Here is a 15,120-nt window from a genome sequence, read left to right as displayed (position 1 = left end):
TATACCAAAAAAGGCTCGTAAAGAGCCTTTTAAACCAAGATCAAAATAGACCAATCGCTGTGCCGTCTGCTGCCACATCCATATTGAGTGCAGCTGGGCGTTTTGGCAAACCTGGCATGGTCATGACATCTCCTGTCAGAGCCACGATAAAGCCTGCCCCAAGTTTTGGTACCAATTCACGAATGGTAATTTCAAAGTTTTCTGGCGCGCCCAAAGCAGCAGGATTGTCTGAGAAGCTATACTGTGTTTTAGCCATGCAGATTGGCAGCTTGTCCCAGCCGTTTTTGACAATTTCTCGAATTTGAGTCTGCGCTTTTTTCTCAAAGTTTACCTTTGAACCACGATAGATTTCTCTGACAATCTTCTCGATTTTTTCTTCAATAGAGAGGTCGTTGTCATAGAGACGAGTGTAATGAGCAGGTTCTTCATCAATGGTTTTGACTACAGTATCAGCCAAAGCAACACCACCTTCAGCGCCATCAGCCCATACACTGGCTAGCTCAACTGGCACATTGATTTCTGCACAAAGTTCCTTAAGCGCAGTAATTTCAGCCTCCGTATCTGAAACAAATTCATTGATGGCTACTACCGCTGGAATACCGAACTTGCGGATATTTTCAACGTGACGTTTGAGATTAGCAAATCCAGCTCTGACCGCCTCGACATTTTCTTCTGTAAGTTCATCCTTAGCAACACCGCCATTCATCTTGAGGGCTCGCAAGGTTGCGACAATTACGACTGCATCTGGAGAAGTTGGTAAGTTTGGAGTTTTAATATCTAAGAATTTTTCAGCTCCAAGGTCCGCACCAAACCCTGCTTCAGTCACCGTATAATCAGCCAAGCGCAGCGCTGTGCTAGTCGCTAAGACAGAATTACATCCGTGGGCGATATTGGCAAAAGGCCCGCCATGAACAAAGGCTGGTGTCCCGTAAATAGTCTGAACTAGATTCGGCTTAATCGCATCTTTCAAGACTAATGCCAAGGCTCCTTCTACCTCAAGGTCACGAACATAGACAGGCGTGCGGTCATAGCGATAACCGATGACAATGTTAGCCAAGCGCTTTTTCAAATCTTCAATATCAGTGGCTAGGCAAAGAATCGCCATAATTTCAGAAGCAACCGTAATATCAAAACCATCTTCGCGTGGAATACCGTTAACTGGACTTCCTAAGCCAACAGTCACATGGCGCAGAGCTCGGTCATTCAGGTCAACAACCCGCTTCCAGATAATGCGGCGCTGATCGATTCCCAGGGCATTTCCTTGATGTAAATGATTATCAATAAGAGCTGACAGGGCGTTGTTAGCTGTCGTAATTGCGTGCATGTCTCCAGTAAAATGCAAGTTGATATCTTCCATGGGTAGGACCTGCGCGTGACCGCCGCCAGCTGCTCCTCCTTTAATCCCCATCACAGGACCCAGAGATGGTTCGCGAATGGCAATCATAGTTTTCTTGCCAATTTTATTGAGCGCATCAGCTAGTCCAATGGTAATGGTAGACTTACCTTCCCCAGCAGGAGTTGGATTAATCGCTGTTACCAAAATCAGTTTGCCAACAGGATTTTTTTCAACCTCACGAATCTTATCAAAGCTGAGCTTGGCCTTATATTTACCATATAGTTCCAAGTCATCATAGTCGATGCCGACTTTTTTCACCACATCAACAATAGGCTGCAATTCAACACTTTGAGCAATTTCAATATCTGTTTTCATCAAGAACTCCTCTATCAATTAATATAAAGATTATAACAAAAAAGAGCAAAATCTACATGATTAAGCTCTAAATAGATTTTAATGTTCGGGAAAAAGGAAAGTTGGAAAATTCCTGTCCTCTGAAATATAAGATTTTAGAGAATTATTTTCCGCTGTGACACTCTGCAATTAGAATTATTTTACTAAATTTCTTTTTTCTTGTAAAATAGTGCTATGAACATATTGATTACTTCTGGCGGGACCAGCGAGAAAATCGACCGTGTCCGCTCTATTACCAATCATTCGACGGGCCGGCTAGGGAAAATTATAGCTGAAACTTCCCTAGACAAGGGCGATCAGGTGACTCTGGTGACGACTCCCAAGGCTGTCCGCCCGGCAGCTCATCCCAATCTTACCATTGTACAGATTGAAAATGTTGCAGAACTGCTTGAAAGCTTGGAGCCGCTCATTCACACACATGATGTATTGATTCATGCAATGGCTGTTTCTGACTATACTCCCGTCTACATGACTGGTTTGGAAGCTGTAGCGGCTAGCCCTGACATGACTGAATTTTTGAATAAGACTAACTCAGAAAGCAAAATTTCTTCTCAGGATGATGTTCAAGTCCTTTTTCTCAAAAAGACTCCAAAAATCATCAGCTTGGTAAAAAAATGGAATCCAAACATTCGTTTGATTGGCTTCAAACTTCTAGTTGACGTTTCTAAGGAAGAGTTGCTTGAAACAGCAAGGACCAGCCTCATAAAAAATCAGGCAGAAATCATTGTCGCCAATGATTTGACAGATATTTCTAACCATGTGCACAAAGCCTATCTTGTCGGAAATGATACTGTAACCCGAGCTCAATCCAAAGAAGAAATTGCTCAGCTCCTCTACCTGCATATCCATAGTCCATAAGGAGGTAAATGATGACACAGATTACCTTAGCGGTCAGTGGCAGCATATCAGCTTACAAGGCTGCTGACATCACTAGCCGTCTAAAGAAAGAGAACTTTGAAGTTGCTGTCCTCATGACAGAGGCAGCGACAGAATTTATCACACCGCTGACCCTGCAAGTCTTGTCGCAAAGGCCGGTTGCAATTGATATTATGCAAGAACCTGACCCTAGCAAGGTCAATCACATTGACATCGCTAAAGAGTCTGACCTCTTTTTGCTAGCGCCAGCAACAGCCAATACCATCGCTAAACTAGCCAACGGTTTAGCTGATAATATGGTTACAGCTACTGCTCTGGCTCTGCCGCCTCATACGAAGAGAGTTTTGGCTCCAGCTATGAACACTAAGATGTTTGAAAATCCACTAACTCAGCACAATTTGGAGCGTCTACAGCGTTTTGGATGGATGATTATCCAACCGCGCGAAGCTGTTCTAGCCTGTGGCGATCAGGGGACAGGTGCTCTAGCTGAAATTGATACAATTATTGATACAGTAAAGGAACTTATTTATGAAAAAACAATCTAAAATTGCTCAAATTGCTATTTTCTTTGCCATTATGTTGGTACTGCACCTGCTCAGCTCGGTTATTTTCAACTTACTTCCAGTACCGATTAAACCTACGATTATTCACATTCCAGTGATTATCGCCAGTATCCTCTATGGCCCTAAAGTCGGAGCTGTTCTAGGTGGCCTTATGGGATGTATCAGTGTTATCACTAATACCTTAGTTCTATTACCAACTAGCTATCTCTTTAGCCCTTTTGTGCCAAATGGAAGCCTTTCTTCGCTTCTTGTTGCCATGGTGCCTCGCATTCTCATCGGTATCACTCCTTATTTCGTATATAAAGCAATGAAAAATAAAGCCGGCTTGATTGTAGCAGGCTCCGTTGGTTCTGCCACCAATACTATCTTCGTCTTGGGGGGCATCTTCTTTCTCTTTGCAAATGTATACCAAGGAGATATCAAAGCACTTCTGGCTGTGATTTTATCAGCTAATTCCATTGCCGAGTTAATCATTTCTGCGATTTTGACAGCAACTATCATTCCTGCGCTTGAAAAAGCCAAAAAATGATGATGAGTTAGTTTTCTGGACCAAGCCTTGCTTTGGTCTTTTTTATACTGCAATTCTGCTCTAATATTCTGAAATCCTTGAAACGATAGCTTGAAAAGTATTTCATCGTTTTCTAGGTAACCTCTTTCAAAATTAATGAAAATATGCTACAATGAAAGCGATTAAGAAAATTTAAGAGCAGGATTTTTTACTAAAATTTCCATCTCTTCATTTCAAAAATAAAGGAGACTCCACCTATGACTTATCAAGATAACTTCAAAAAATGGCTTGATTATGCTGAACTTCCTGACTATCTTCGTCAAGACTTGAACAGTATGGACGAAAAAACTAAGGAAGATGCCTTTTACACCAATCTTGAGTTTGGTACTGCTGGTATGCGTGGTTTGATAGGCGCTGGTACCAACCGTATTAATATTTATGTTGTCCGTCAGGCAACTGAAGGTTTGGCTCGCTTGATTGAAGAAAAAGGTGATGAGTTCAAAAAACGCGGTGTCGCGATTGCTTACGACTCCCGTCATTTCTCACCAGAATTTGCCTTTGAATCTGCTGCTGTTTTAGCTAAGCACGGCATCAAGTCCTATGTCTTTGAAAGTCTGCGCCCAACTCCAGAACTTTCATTTGCGGTACGTCATTTAGGAACTTTTGCTGGTATCATGATTACAGCCAGCCACAACCCTGCTCCATTTAATGGCTACAAGGTATATGGTGAAGACGGCGGACAAATGCCTCCGCATGATGCGGATGCATTGACTGACTACATCCGTGCTATTGAAAATCCTTTTGCTATTGAGGTCGCTGATGTTGAAGCTGAAAAAGCTTCTGGCTTGATTGAAGTGATTGGCGATGCTATTGATGCTGAATACCTCAAGGAAGTTAAAGATGTCAATATCAACCAAAAACTGATTGATGAATACGGTAAGGACATGAAGATTGTCTACACTCCTCTGCACGGTACTGGTGAAATGTTGGCTCGTCGCGCTTTGGCTCAAGCTGGATTTGATTCTGTAGAAGTTGTTGAAGCTCAAGCTGTAGCTGATCCTGACTTCTCTACTGTTAAGTCTCCAAACCCTGAAAGCCAAGCAGCCTTTTCCTTGGCTGAGGAATTAGGCCGTAAGGTTGGTGCAGATGTCTTGGTTGCAACTGACCCAGATGCTGACCGTGTCGGTGTAGAAGTTCTACAAAAAGACGGTAGCTATCTCAATCTTTCAGGTAACCAAATCGGAGCTATCATGGCTAAATACATCTTGGAAGCTCATAAGAACGCTGGAACTCTGCCAGCTAACGCTGCTCTCTGCAAGTCTATCGTTTCTACTGACTTGGTTACTAAGATTGCTGAAAGCTACGGTGCAACCATGTTCAATGTCTTGACAGGTTTCAAATTTATCGCTGAAAAGATTCAAGAATTCGAAGAAAAGCACAATCACACCTACATGATGGGATTTGAAGAAAGCTTCGGCTATCTGATCAAGCCATTTGTACGTGATAAAGACGCTATCCAAGCTGTTTTGGTTGTTGCTGAACTTGCCGCCTACTACCGTTCTCGCGGCTTAACTCTGGCTGACGGTATCGAAGAAATCTACAAAGAGTACGGATACTATGCTGAAAAGACCATCTCTGTGACTCTTTCAGGTGTAGACGGCGCTGAGCAAATCAAAGCAATCATGGCTAAATTCCGTGATAACGGTCCGAAAGAATTTAACTCAACAACTATCACTGTTACAGAAGACTTCAAAGCGCAAACTTCTACGGCTGCTGATGGTACTGTTACTGCCTTAACTACTCCTCCAAGTGATGTTTTGAAATACACACTTGCGGATGGTTCTTGGATTGCAGTTCGCCCTTCTGGTACTGAACCAAAAATCAAGTTCTACATTGCAGTGGTTGGTGACAGCAACGAAGATTCACAAGCTAAAATTGCCAACATCGAAGCTGAAATCAATGCTTTTGTAAAATAAGAAATTATAAAAGATGAGACGAACCAATCTCATCTTTTTTTCGTATCAAATCTAAGCAATTTTAGAAACTTTATGGCATACTAGTTTTATCAAAAGAAATGAGGATTATTTATGGAACAATTTGCTCAAAATATTAAAGACTTGGAAGTCACAACTGTAGACCGTGCTCGTCAAGCTATTGCTGACAAAGAGACAGCAACTTTCTTCGTTGGTCGCAAAAGTTGCCCCTACTGCCGTAAATTCGCTGCTACTCTCGCTGGCGTGGTCGCTGATACTAAGACGCATATTTTCTTTATCAATAGCGAAGAAGCCAGCGAATTAGAGAAACTGCAAGCCTTCCGCTCTGAATACAGCATTCCGACGGTCCCTGGTTTTGTTCATGTTCAAGACGGCCAAGTATCTGTTCGGTGTGATTCTTCTATGACTGCTGATGAGATTAAAGCTTTTGCAAACTTATAAAATTGATTCAATTCAAAAATCTGAGACTCTTTTTGCCTCAGATTTTTTTACTTATTTCTAGCTTCCTGAAAAGCCTCCCACATCTTCTGCTGGGGTTTGGCAAAGGGGTAATTGCCAAAGTCTTCCGGATCAAGCCACAAGACCTCTCCCTCAGCTGCGTGCTGACTATCTTTAACTCGTCCGTAAGCCAGCTGGATATGCCACTTGCGATGACTGAAAACATGCTGTACATTTGAGAAGGACTGCTGCTGCCAATCAACAATCAAATCATAATCCTGCTCAAAGCTTTCTTGAGGAGACAAGTCCAGACTGGGCTGATTTTCAGCCACTTCAAAGAGAAACATCTGATTTTCAGTTTGAAACTCCTCAATTTCAATCAAGGGAAAATGCCAAAAACCTGATAACAAGCCAGCAGCCTCATTCTTTTCAAGCAAGAATTCTCCCTGTTCATTTTCAATAATCAAGCCCTGCAAATAGACCGGAACTGGCTTCTTTTTAGGGGCTTTGATTGGATATTTATCCATAGTTCCGTTCAAATAGGCTGCGCTGAACTCCTTTACAGGACTGTCTTCTGGATGAGGATTAACAGGAGCTTCGATATCTGACCCCAGATCCATCAGTGCTTGATTGAAATCTCCGGGTCTGTCTGGATCAATCAGAATCTCCATCGTAGCCTGAAAGACCTTCCGATTGCTAGGTTGGCCAATATCTAAATCAACTTCAAACAAGCGACTCAGGACCCGCATGACATTGCCATCCACCGCAGGTTCAGCTAGGCCAAAGGCAATACTAGCAATGGCACCAGCCGTATAAGGCCCAATCCCTTTAAGGCTAGCAATTTCTTCATAGCTATCAGGAAATTTTCCAGCGAAATCCGTCATTATCTGCTGGGCTGCTTTTTGCATATTTCGCACCCGCGAATAATAGCCCAACCCTTGCCAAGCCTTGAGCAATCTATCCTCTGGCGCCTGAGCTAAATCAGCTACAGTCGGGAACCAGTCAAGAAAACGTTCATAGTAAGGAATCACCGTATCCACCCGAGTCTGCTGCAGCATAATCTCAGAAACCCAGATATGATAAGGATTATTTGTTCTGCGCCAAGGCAGGTCACGTTTGTTTTCATCATACCAAGTTAATAATTTCTCGCGAAAAGAGGCAATTTTATCTGCCTCCCACATTTCAATTCCGTATTCTTTCAAATCTAACATAAATCTAGTATAGCATAAGAAAAGAAAAATAGGAGAGCTTACGCCCTCCAAACATTTCCTATCGTTTAATAATGGCCGACAGCCTGACTGGCTGTAATCAAAGTCAGCTTATAAACATCATCCGCATTACATCCTCGGGAAAGGTCATTAACTGGATGGTTAAGCCCCTGCAGGATAGGTCCTACCGCTGAAAAGCCACCCAAACGCTCTGCCATCTTGTAGCTGATATTACCAGCCTCGATACTTGGGAAGACAAAGACAGTCGCTTGACCAGCCACAGGGCTGCCAGGTGCTTTCAACTCTGCAGTTGCAGGAACGAAAGCTGCATCAAACTGCAATTCACCATCGATAGCCAAGTCTGGACGCATTTCCTGAGCCAGCTTAGTCGCTTCCACTACCTTATCAACCTTTTCACCGAATCCAGATCCTTTGGTCGAATAACTGAGCATAGCAACTTTAGGATCGATACCGAAAATCTGCGCTGTTAGGGCTGAGTTAACAGCAATCTCTGCCAAGATATTGGCATCTGGATCGATATTGATGGCACAGTCACTGAAAATGTAGCGTTCGTCATCACGCACCATAAGGAAGGCTCCGGAAGTGCGAGAAACCCAAGGCAGAGTCTTGATAATTTGTAGAGCCGGCCGAACAGTCGCTGCAGTGGAGTGAATCGCGCCAGATACCATTCCTTGGACTTTACCAAGATAAACCAACATGACACCAAAGTAGTTGACGTCTTCTTTGAGCAACTGGCGTGCTTCGTCTGCTGTGATTTTCCCTTTACGACGCTCAACAAAAGCTTCTACCATTTCCTCAAAGCAAGAACAGTTTGAAGGATCAATAACCTGATACCCTTCTTTTATTCCTTCAATTTCTAGATAAATACGGATTTTATCAGGATTACCCAAAAGAACTGGTGTAATACTGGTTTCTTTTACCAAGCGTTTAGTTGCTTGCAAAATCCGTGGCTCCTCACCCTCTGGCAAGACAATCTTTACTTCCTTATCCTTCAAGGCTTCACGAATTGAGTCAAAAATTTTCATGTTTCTTAAAACTCCTTTATCTCTTAATCTTTTAATTTCTCAATAACTTGTTTAAAATCTTCTGGCAAAGGACTGGCACGCTCAACTTCTTGACCACTAAAAGGATTATAAAATTTCAAAGAATGACAGTGTAAAGCCTGGCGCTCTATTCCGTGTTCCAAACTCCCTCCATAAAGGTCGTCACCCAAAAGTGGAAAACTGATGTGTGAAAAGTGAACACGGATTTGATGAGTCCTCCCAGTATGTAGATGAATATCCACCAAATAGACATCTCCAAATCGCTCTATGACCTTGTAGCTGGTATGGGCGTACTTGCCATCCTTTGTCACGAGCCTCGTAATGATACTCTCAGGGTTGCGCCCAATCGGAGCAATAATCTCACCTTGCTCTTCTAAGTCACCAGTCCCCCGAACTAGAGCGTAATAGCGCTTTTCTATCAGCTTCTTCTGCAGCTGCTTGTCCAATCTGGCATGAGCATAGCCATGCTTGGCAAAGAGCATGAGCCCACTTGTATCCTTATCCAGGCGAGTCACGATATGCACCTGCTGGTTTTCATATCCCTGACGAATATAGTAAGCCTTGACGAAATTAGCCATAGTGTTGGAATGGTTAACACTGGGAATACTAGCCACCCCTGCCAGCTTATCCAAAACCAAAAAATGTTCATCTTCGTAAATGACAGACAAGTCCTTATCAACAGCCTTCAGACTCTCAAATCCCTTTTCAGACGGGATGTCAATCGCCACCCTATCGCCAATATCCAAGAGATAAATAGCGTTCTGAGGCTGATGGTTGACAAGAATGTTCCCTCCGGAAAATTTTATCTTAGCCAAGAGGCTTTTGGAAACTTCGTGCCGCTTCAAAAAGGTCTTTACCTTAACATGTTCATCAGCAATAAACTCAAACCTCATTCCTGGCACTCTCCAATAAAGGAGTCTCTGACACGATTCCAAAAGCTGGTATGGCTTGGCGAAGCCACAAAATGTATCTTATGATTGTCAATCTGATACTCAATACGGACAATATTTTTGAAAGAGAAAGTCTGATTATCAACCGCGATAGTGTGATAGTCACTGCGGGTCGGCACTAACTCAATCTTATCCTTTTTGGGAACAATGACCGACGAGCCCAACGTCCGATAAACCCGATTGTTGAGACTGGCAATTTCTGTTACTTGCAAGGCTTCAATGGTCGGATGCAATACCGCTCCACCCAGAGATTTATTATAGGCTGTACTTCCCGTCGGAGTAGAAACGGAAATCCCATCTCCTCGGAAACGCTCGAAATGAACCCGATTGATAATGACATCGGCTACCATAGTCCGATCCGAGCGCTTGATTGTTGCTTCGTTCAAAGCACGAATGATGCGTGTATCACCATTTTCAAAAGTAATTTTGACATTTAAAATTGGATAAGAAACCTGAGCACCCGTATCCAATTTAAGGTTTTCGACAAGCTTATCCAATTCAAAATCACGGTAGTCTGTATAAAAGCCGAGATGCCCTGTATGCACACCGACAAAGCGGACCCGATCCAGCTGTTCTTCATACATATGAAAAGCTGATAGCAGCATGCCGTCACCACCCACCGAAATCACGATGTCGGGATTCTTAGGAGTTAAAATAAAGCCATTCTGTTTAAGCTTCTGCTTCAAATCCTGATAGACTTGTTCACTCTGTCTTTTCCGATTGCGGATAATCGCTATTTTTTTATCTGTATTCTTCATCTGTATCATCACTATTTCCCACACCGTCATTTAACTTGCGGTGAAGAGGATCAAAGAGAGCCTGCGCCTCCTGGATAGCGTCACGGATTTCTCCCATCTCCTCATCCAGCTGATAAGCAAGATTAGCTGTCGTTTCCAAGCGACACTTGATCTCCTCGGGAAATTCTCCTTTATACTTGTAATTTAAAGAATGCTCAATCGTAGCCCAAAAATTCATCGAAAGGGTGCGAATCTGAATCTCAGCCAGAATAAGCCTATGACCATTAATCGTATCAACTGGATACTCTATAATCACATGGTAGCTCCGATAGCCACTGGCTTTTTTGTTTTTAATATAATCCCGCTCCTGCACAATGCGCATATCAGTCCGGTTTCGCAGGACTTCTAAAACTTCATCCACATCATCAACAAACTGTACCATGACCCGTAAGCCAGCGATATCCTGCATCTCCTGCTCGATATTTTCCTCTCGAATGCCTCGCAGAACCATCTTTTCTTTAATGCTCTCAATCGGCTTGACGCGTCCGGTCACAAACTCAATCGGAGAATGGCGTTGCTGCTTGCGGTATTGCTTTCGCACCCCACGTAACTTAATTTTCAGCTCTCCAACAGCTTGAATATAGGGGTCTAAAAACTCTTCCCATTCTATTGTCATACACTTACCTTGTCATATCATTATTTTTTGTATAAAATAAACACAACTGTTATTATAACATAAATCGCTTTCAAAAAAAAGAAAAGGATATGAAAATGAATCACTTAGAAATTGAATTCAAAACCATGCTGACAAAAGAAGAGCACGACCGTCTGCTCCAGTTTTTTGCTGATATTTCGCCTATTAGCCAAACCAACCACTACATCGATTCAGATCAGCAAAGTATCCGACACGCCCATATGGCTTTTCGAGTACGAACTTTTAACCATAGCGAAGCTGAGCTGACGCTCAAGATTCCTCAAGAAGTCGGAGCCTTGGAACTTAATCAGAACCTGACACCAGAAGAAACTGAAAATATTTTGCAGAACAATGAATTTCCTACGGGAGAGATTTTAGAAACACTGCTTCAAAAAGAAATTCCTATCCAAGACTTGAAGATTCTTGGCTCTCTAGAGACTATCCGCTATGAAAAGGAAGACGAAATTGGCCTCCTTGCTCTGGACGAGAGTCACTACTTGGGCAAAACAGACTTCGAACTCGAAGTCGAAGTTGAAGATTTCGAAAAAGGAAAAGAAAATTTCCTCAACTTCCTAAAACTACATAACATCGACTACAAACCTGGTAAGAGCAAGATAGCAAGATTTTCTGAAAACTTGTAAATCAACGACCACAAAATAGCTGAAATAATCTAATTTTTTTGGTAAAATAAAAGGTAGCAATCTAAAGCCTATTGAAATATAAATTTCATGGAGCATTAGATATAGAAATGAGACAAAAAGAGGACGGTCCAACTCATGTCAGATAAAAAAAATATGAAGCTTTTTTCCCTCAATTCCAATCATTCCATAGCTGAAAAAATCGCTGAGGCTGCTGGGGTTCCTTTGGGAAAACTTTCCTCCCGCCAATTCTCGGACGGCGAGATTCAGATTAACATTGAAGAAAGCGTTCGTGGCTATGATATTTACATCATTCAGTCTACTAGCTTCCCTGTCAATAATCACTTGATGGAGCTCTTGATTATGGTGGATGCCTGCAAGCGTGCCAGTGCCAATACGATTAATGTTGTGATGCCTTATTTTGGATATGCCCGTCAGGATCGGACTGCTGCTCCTCGCGAGCCAATCACAGCTAAACTGGTTGCCAACATGCTTGTTGGAGCTGGAGTAGATCGTGTGATTTCTCTGGATCTTCATGCCGTGCAGGTTCAAGGATTCTTTGATATCCCAGTTGATAACCTCTTCACTATCCCACTCTTTGCCAAACACTACTGCAACATGGGGCTTACTGGCGATGATGTCGTTGTCGTCAGCCCTAAAAACTCTGGTGTAAAACGCGCCCGCAATCTGGCTGAATATCTGGATGCTCCTATCGCTATCATTGACTATGGCGAAGATGAGGCGGGTCGCTCTGAGGGATATATCATTGGAGATGTCGAGGGCAAGAAAGCTATTCTTATTGACGACATTTTAAATACCGGTCGGACTTTCTCTGAAGCAGCTAAAATTGTCTGTCGCGAAGGCGCAGTCGAAATCTATGCTGTATCCAGTCATGGTCTCTTTGCGGATAAAGCTGCGGAATTGCTAGATAATTCTCCTATCAGGGAAATTCTTGTAACTGACTCTGTTGATACCAAAGAAAAAACACCTAAGAATCTCCACTACATTACAGCAAGTGAACTGATTGGTGATGCCATTGTCCGCATCCAAGAAAGAAAACCAGTCAGCCCACTCTTTGCCTATCAAAAGAAATAAGGTAATCGGAGTGATTTATTTAGATAATGCCGCTACAACTGCTTTGTCGCCCGCTGCAATTCAAGTAATGACCAAAACTATGACTGTCTTCGGAAATCCTTCCAGTACGCATAGCCATGGTCGAGAAGCTAGTAAACTCCTTAGACAGGCGCGTGAAGATATTGCTCAAGCCCTGCATACTCAAAGCAATAAGATTCTTTTTACTTCAGGCGGCACTGAAAGCAATAATACTGCTATCAAAGGCTATGCCCTTCGTCACCAGAACCGAGGAAAGCATATTGTGACCACTGCTATTGAACACCATGCTGTCTTAGAAGTGGTGGAGTACTTAGTAGACAAATTCGGCTTTGAAGCTACTTTTGTTCAGCCGGTGGATGGTCAGATTCGAGCGGAGGATATTAAAAAGGCACTTAGACCTGACACTATTCTTGTGTCCGTCATGGCGGTTAATAACGAGACGGGTGCTGTCCTTCCTATTAAGGAAATTGGTGAATTACTGCAAGAACATCCTGCTGCTTTTCACGTTGATGCCGTTCAAGCAATTGGTAAACTTCCCATCTACCCAGACGAGCTAGGGATTGACTTTCTATCTGCTTCAGCGCATAAGTTTCATGGTCCCAAAGGTGTTGGCTTCCTTTATGCCAAGAAGATGGATTTTGACAATTTCATGCACGGTGGTGACCAGGAAGAAAAGCACCGGGCTGGAACTGAAAATCTAATCTCTATCACAGGCATGGCGGCGGCTCTGTCAGAGAGCATGGAACATCTAGAGGGAAATCTAGAGCATGCGCAAGACTTAAAAAACAGCTTACTTGCTGACTTATCGGACATTGACTTTTACTTAAATGAAAGTCAGCCCAGCTTGCCTTACGTCATCAATTTGGGATTTCCCAATCAAAAAAATGACCTGCTTCTACTTCAAATGGATTTAAATGGCTTTTCCATTTCAACAGGCTCAGCCTGCACGGCCGGAGCTATACAACCCAGTCATGTCTTGCAAGCTATGTATGGCAAGGATTCCAACCGCTTGTATGAGTCCATTCGGATCAGTACTTCGGACCAGACGACTCTGCAAGAGATTCAATCATTTACAAAGAAATTAAAAGAAATTTTAGGAGGATAAGATGGCCTTTCAAACATCTGTTAGCTTAGCAAACTGTGAATATACCTATTCACTTCACCCAAATGTCAAGAAATTTACCTTGCGCGACAATACATTCGCTGAAAGCAAGGTTGGCAACTACGAACTCTCTCGTCTGCTGGAATCTGTTCCCAACAGCGGAAATGGTTTTCTGCTGAAAATAATTGTCAATAAAGATTTAAATGGTTTCAAAATCAACATCACTGAAAAATCAGGCCTGCGCTTGGTCAATATTTTCAAATCAGAAGACAATCACATTATCCAGCAAAAATTTTATTTCTTGATGGATAGCTTGGTTGAAAGAAATATTTTTGAAAAGACACCACAATAAGCAAGATTCTCGCAATTTTGCTTTTTTGGTTTAGACTCTTTAAAAGACCAAACAAGCTTGACTCCTACTTAGAACGCTTGAAAATATCAAATGACTAATCGAACTCAAAGAAAGGATTAACGATGGTTGAACTGACCTATTTGGACTCATATAAGGTGAAACGAACACTTACCTATGAAGACTTCGACGAATTTCTTCTAGCCTTCTCTGGCTGCGTCACAGTTCCTGACTCTCTCAAAGTACTTTCCATAACTTACAATGAGCACCAACTGCCTTTTACAGGGCTAATTGGGGACTTGTATCGCCAGATGTACCAGTTAGACTTGACTCCCTACCAGGACTAAGTTTTTCAACGCTACTATTCCCAGCAATTACTAATTTTCTTTTTTATAAATCAAACATCCTTAATTAGTTGATTTTTTCACAAACTTCCTATAAAATAGAATTAGAAAGGTTGTGATTTTGTGAAAACTGAAAAAAATACTACAATTCCCCGAGCAACTGCTAAGAGACTGTCGCTCTACTATCGTATTTTTAAACGGTTTAATGCTGAGAAGATTGAAAAAGCAAACTCCAAGCAAATTGCAGAAGCCATTGGTATTGACTCTGCTACCGTCAGACGAGATTTTTCTTATTTCGGTGAACTTGGCCGCAGAGGATTTGGTTATGATGTCAAGAAATTGATGAACTTTTTTGCTGACCTCTTAAACGACAATGCTATTACCAATGTCATGATTGTTGGCGTTGGTAATATGGGACGTGCTCTGCTACACTATCGTTTTCATGAGCGCAATAAAATGAAGGTTGTAATGGCTTTTGACATAGATGACCATCCAGAAGTTGGCAGCACAACCAGCGATGGGATTCCTATCTATGGAATTTCCCAAATCAAAGAAAAAATACAGTCAGGAAATGTGCAAACTGCCATCCTAACTGTACCTAGCGTAAAAGCTCAAGAAGTTGCATCAATCTTAGTTCAGGCTGGTGTCAAGGGCATTCTCTGCTTTTCACCAGTAAATCTATCCCTACCTAAGGACGTGGTCGTTCAGTATGTTGACCTGACTAGCGAACTGCAGACTCTGCTCTACTTCATGAGAAAAAATGAACATTAATTTGAAAGAGGTATTTAACAC

General features: G+C 42.3%; 17 protein-coding genes. 11 read left to right on the top strand and 6 right to left on the bottom strand.

The genetic code is table 11. The features are described 5' to 3' along the window. Positions 1–40: 40 nt before the first annotated feature. On the bottom strand, positions 41–1,711 hold the full coding sequence (locus O3621_RS04790; protein ID WP_314449661.1) for a formate--tetrahydrofolate ligase: 1,671 nt from the start codon (positions 1,709–1,711) through the stop codon (positions 41–43). Positions 1,712–1,924: 213 nt separating this feature from the next. Between O3621_RS04790 and O3621_RS04785 the strand changes: the two genes are divergently transcribed. The 5 genes from O3621_RS04785 to O3621_RS04765 all read left to right on the top strand — a co-directional run bounded on the left by O3621_RS04785 (position 1,925) and on the right by O3621_RS04765 (position 6,132). Continuing rightward, positions 1,925–2,608: a phosphopantothenate--cysteine ligase gene (locus tag O3621_RS04785; RefSeq protein ID WP_314449662.1), complete on the top strand. Its 684-nt coding sequence runs from the start codon at positions 1,925–1,927 to the stop codon at positions 2,606–2,608. An 11-nt stretch (positions 2,609–2,619) separates the two neighbouring features. Then, positions 2,620–3,171, top strand: coding sequence for a phosphopantothenoylcysteine decarboxylase (gene coaC / locus O3621_RS04780; RefSeq protein ID WP_314449663.1), 552 nt, complete (start codon positions 2,620–2,622; stop codon positions 3,169–3,171). After that, positions 3,155–3,718 carry an ECF transporter S component gene (locus O3621_RS04775; RefSeq protein ID WP_002900319.1) on the top strand — a complete coding sequence of 188 codons (564 nt, stop codon included), beginning with the start codon at positions 3,155–3,157 and terminating at the stop codon, positions 3,716–3,718. The genes coaC and O3621_RS04775 overlap by 17 nt, the downstream gene beginning before the upstream one ends. 236 nt (positions 3,719–3,954) lie before the next feature. Continuing rightward, entirely contained in the window at positions 3,955–5,673 is a 1,719-nt protein-coding gene (locus O3621_RS04770; protein ID WP_314449664.1) for a phospho-sugar mutase, read from the top strand. Between the two features lie 111 nt (positions 5,674–5,784). Then, on the top strand, positions 5,785–6,132 hold the full coding sequence (locus tag O3621_RS04765) for a thioredoxin (RefSeq protein WP_314449665.1): 348 nt from the start codon (positions 5,785–5,787) through the stop codon (positions 6,130–6,132). Positions 6,133–6,179: 47 nt separating this feature from the next. Here O3621_RS04765 and mutY read toward each other — a convergent pair whose 3' ends face one another. From mutY to O3621_RS04740, 5 genes are all read right to left on the bottom strand, one after another. After that, positions 6,180–7,340, bottom strand: coding sequence for an A/G-specific adenine glycosylase (mutY, locus tag O3621_RS04760; protein WP_314449666.1), 1,161 nt, complete (start codon positions 7,338–7,340; stop codon positions 6,180–6,182). Positions 7,341–7,405: 65 nt separating this feature from the next. After that, positions 7,406–8,383 carry a phosphate acetyltransferase gene (gene pta, locus O3621_RS04755; RefSeq protein ID WP_314449667.1) on the bottom strand — a complete coding sequence of 326 codons (978 nt, stop codon included), beginning with the start codon at positions 8,381–8,383 and terminating at the stop codon, positions 7,406–7,408. A gap of 23 nt (positions 8,384–8,406) precedes the next feature. Then, positions 8,407–9,294 carry an RluA family pseudouridine synthase gene (locus O3621_RS04750; RefSeq protein WP_314449668.1) on the bottom strand — a complete coding sequence of 296 codons (888 nt, stop codon included), beginning with the start codon at positions 9,292–9,294 and terminating at the stop codon, positions 8,407–8,409. Beyond that, positions 9,291–10,118 (bottom strand): NAD kinase, encoded by an 828-nt coding sequence (locus O3621_RS04745; protein WP_004191240.1) that lies wholly within the window; start codon positions 10,116–10,118, stop codon positions 9,291–9,293. The genes O3621_RS04750 and O3621_RS04745 overlap by 4 nt, the downstream gene beginning before the upstream one ends. Continuing rightward, on the bottom strand, positions 10,093–10,764 hold the full coding sequence (locus O3621_RS04740) for a GTP pyrophosphokinase family protein (RefSeq protein WP_125407102.1): 672 nt from the start codon (positions 10,762–10,764) through the stop codon (positions 10,093–10,095). The genes O3621_RS04745 and O3621_RS04740 overlap by 26 nt, the downstream gene beginning before the upstream one ends. A 95-nt stretch (positions 10,765–10,859) precedes the next feature. Between O3621_RS04740 and O3621_RS04735 the strand changes: the two genes are divergently transcribed. From O3621_RS04735 to O3621_RS04710, 6 genes are all read left to right on the top strand, one after another. Continuing rightward, on the top strand, positions 10,860–11,423 hold the full coding sequence (locus O3621_RS04735; protein WP_314449669.1) for a CYTH domain-containing protein: 564 nt from the start codon (positions 10,860–10,862) through the stop codon (positions 11,421–11,423). 135 nt (positions 11,424–11,558) lie between these two features. Next, positions 11,559–12,515 carry a ribose-phosphate diphosphokinase gene (locus tag O3621_RS04730; protein WP_002897526.1) on the top strand — a complete coding sequence of 319 codons (957 nt, stop codon included), beginning with the start codon at positions 11,559–11,561 and terminating at the stop codon, positions 12,513–12,515. Between the two features lie 10 nt (positions 12,516–12,525). Further along, entirely contained in the window at positions 12,526–13,638 is a 1,113-nt protein-coding gene (locus O3621_RS04725) for a cysteine desulfurase family protein (protein WP_314449670.1), read from the top strand. A 1-nt stretch (position 13,639) separates the two neighbouring features. Beyond that, positions 13,640–13,987, top strand: a complete 348-nt coding sequence (locus O3621_RS04720; RefSeq protein ID WP_314449671.1) for a DUF1831 domain-containing protein — start codon at positions 13,640–13,642, stop codon at positions 13,985–13,987. A 122-nt stretch (positions 13,988–14,109) separates the two neighbouring features. Further along, entirely contained in the window at positions 14,110–14,331 is a 222-nt protein-coding gene (locus O3621_RS04715) for a DUF4649 family protein (RefSeq protein WP_314449672.1), read from the top strand. A 120-nt stretch (positions 14,332–14,451) separates the two neighbouring features. Continuing rightward, a complete protein-coding gene (locus O3621_RS04710; protein WP_002906518.1) occupies positions 14,452–15,099 on the top strand; it encodes a redox-sensing transcriptional repressor Rex in 648 nt (215 codons plus the stop codon). The last annotated feature ends 21 nt before the right edge of the window (positions 15,100–15,120 follow it).

The organism is Streptococcus sp. 20925_1_22 (assembly GCF_041431685.1).
Classification (GTDB): domain Bacteria; phylum Bacillota; class Bacilli; order Lactobacillales; family Streptococcaceae; genus Streptococcus.
This window is presented reverse-complemented; position numbering and strand designations above follow the sequence as displayed.

Excerpts from the sequence above, each read along its gene's own strand:
- O3621_RS04790 (WP_314449661.1), bottom strand. The coding sequence starts at position 1,711 with ATGAAAACAGATATTGAAATTGCTCAAAGTGTTGAATTGCAGCCTATT.
- O3621_RS04785 (WP_314449662.1), top strand. The coding sequence starts at position 1,925 with ATGAACATATTGATTACTTCTGGCGGGACCAGCGAGAAAATCGACCGT.
- coaC (WP_314449663.1), top strand. The coding sequence starts at position 2,620 with ATGACACAGATTACCTTAGCGGTCAGTGGCAGCATATCAGCTTACAAG.
- O3621_RS04775 (WP_002900319.1), top strand. The coding sequence starts at position 3,155 with ATGAAAAAACAATCTAAAATTGCTCAAATTGCTATTTTCTTTGCCATT.
- O3621_RS04770 (WP_314449664.1), top strand. The coding sequence starts at position 3,955 with ATGACTTATCAAGATAACTTCAAAAAATGGCTTGATTATGCTGAACTT.
- O3621_RS04765 (WP_314449665.1), top strand. The coding sequence starts at position 5,785 with ATGGAACAATTTGCTCAAAATATTAAAGACTTGGAAGTCACAACTGTA.
- mutY (WP_314449666.1), bottom strand. The coding sequence starts at position 7,340 with ATGTTAGATTTGAAAGAATACGGAATTGAAATGTGGGAGGCAGATAAA.
- pta (WP_314449667.1), bottom strand. The coding sequence starts at position 8,383 with ATGAAAATTTTTGACTCAATTCGTGAAGCCTTGAAGGATAAGGAAGTA.
- O3621_RS04750 (WP_314449668.1), bottom strand. The coding sequence starts at position 9,294 with ATGAGGTTTGAGTTTATTGCTGATGAACATGTTAAGGTAAAGACCTTT.
- O3621_RS04745 (WP_004191240.1), bottom strand. The coding sequence starts at position 10,118 with ATGATACAGATGAAGAATACAGATAAAAAAATAGCGATTATCCGCAAT.
- O3621_RS04740 (WP_125407102.1), bottom strand. The coding sequence starts at position 10,764 with ATGACAATAGAATGGGAAGAGTTTTTAGACCCCTATATTCAAGCTGTT.
- O3621_RS04735 (WP_314449669.1), top strand. The coding sequence starts at position 10,860 with ATGAATCACTTAGAAATTGAATTCAAAACCATGCTGACAAAAGAAGAG.
- O3621_RS04730 (WP_002897526.1), top strand. The coding sequence starts at position 11,559 with ATGTCAGATAAAAAAAATATGAAGCTTTTTTCCCTCAATTCCAATCAT.
- O3621_RS04720 (WP_314449671.1), top strand. The coding sequence starts at position 13,640 with ATGGCCTTTCAAACATCTGTTAGCTTAGCAAACTGTGAATATACCTAT.
- O3621_RS04715 (WP_314449672.1), top strand. The coding sequence starts at position 14,110 with ATGGTTGAACTGACCTATTTGGACTCATATAAGGTGAAACGAACACTT.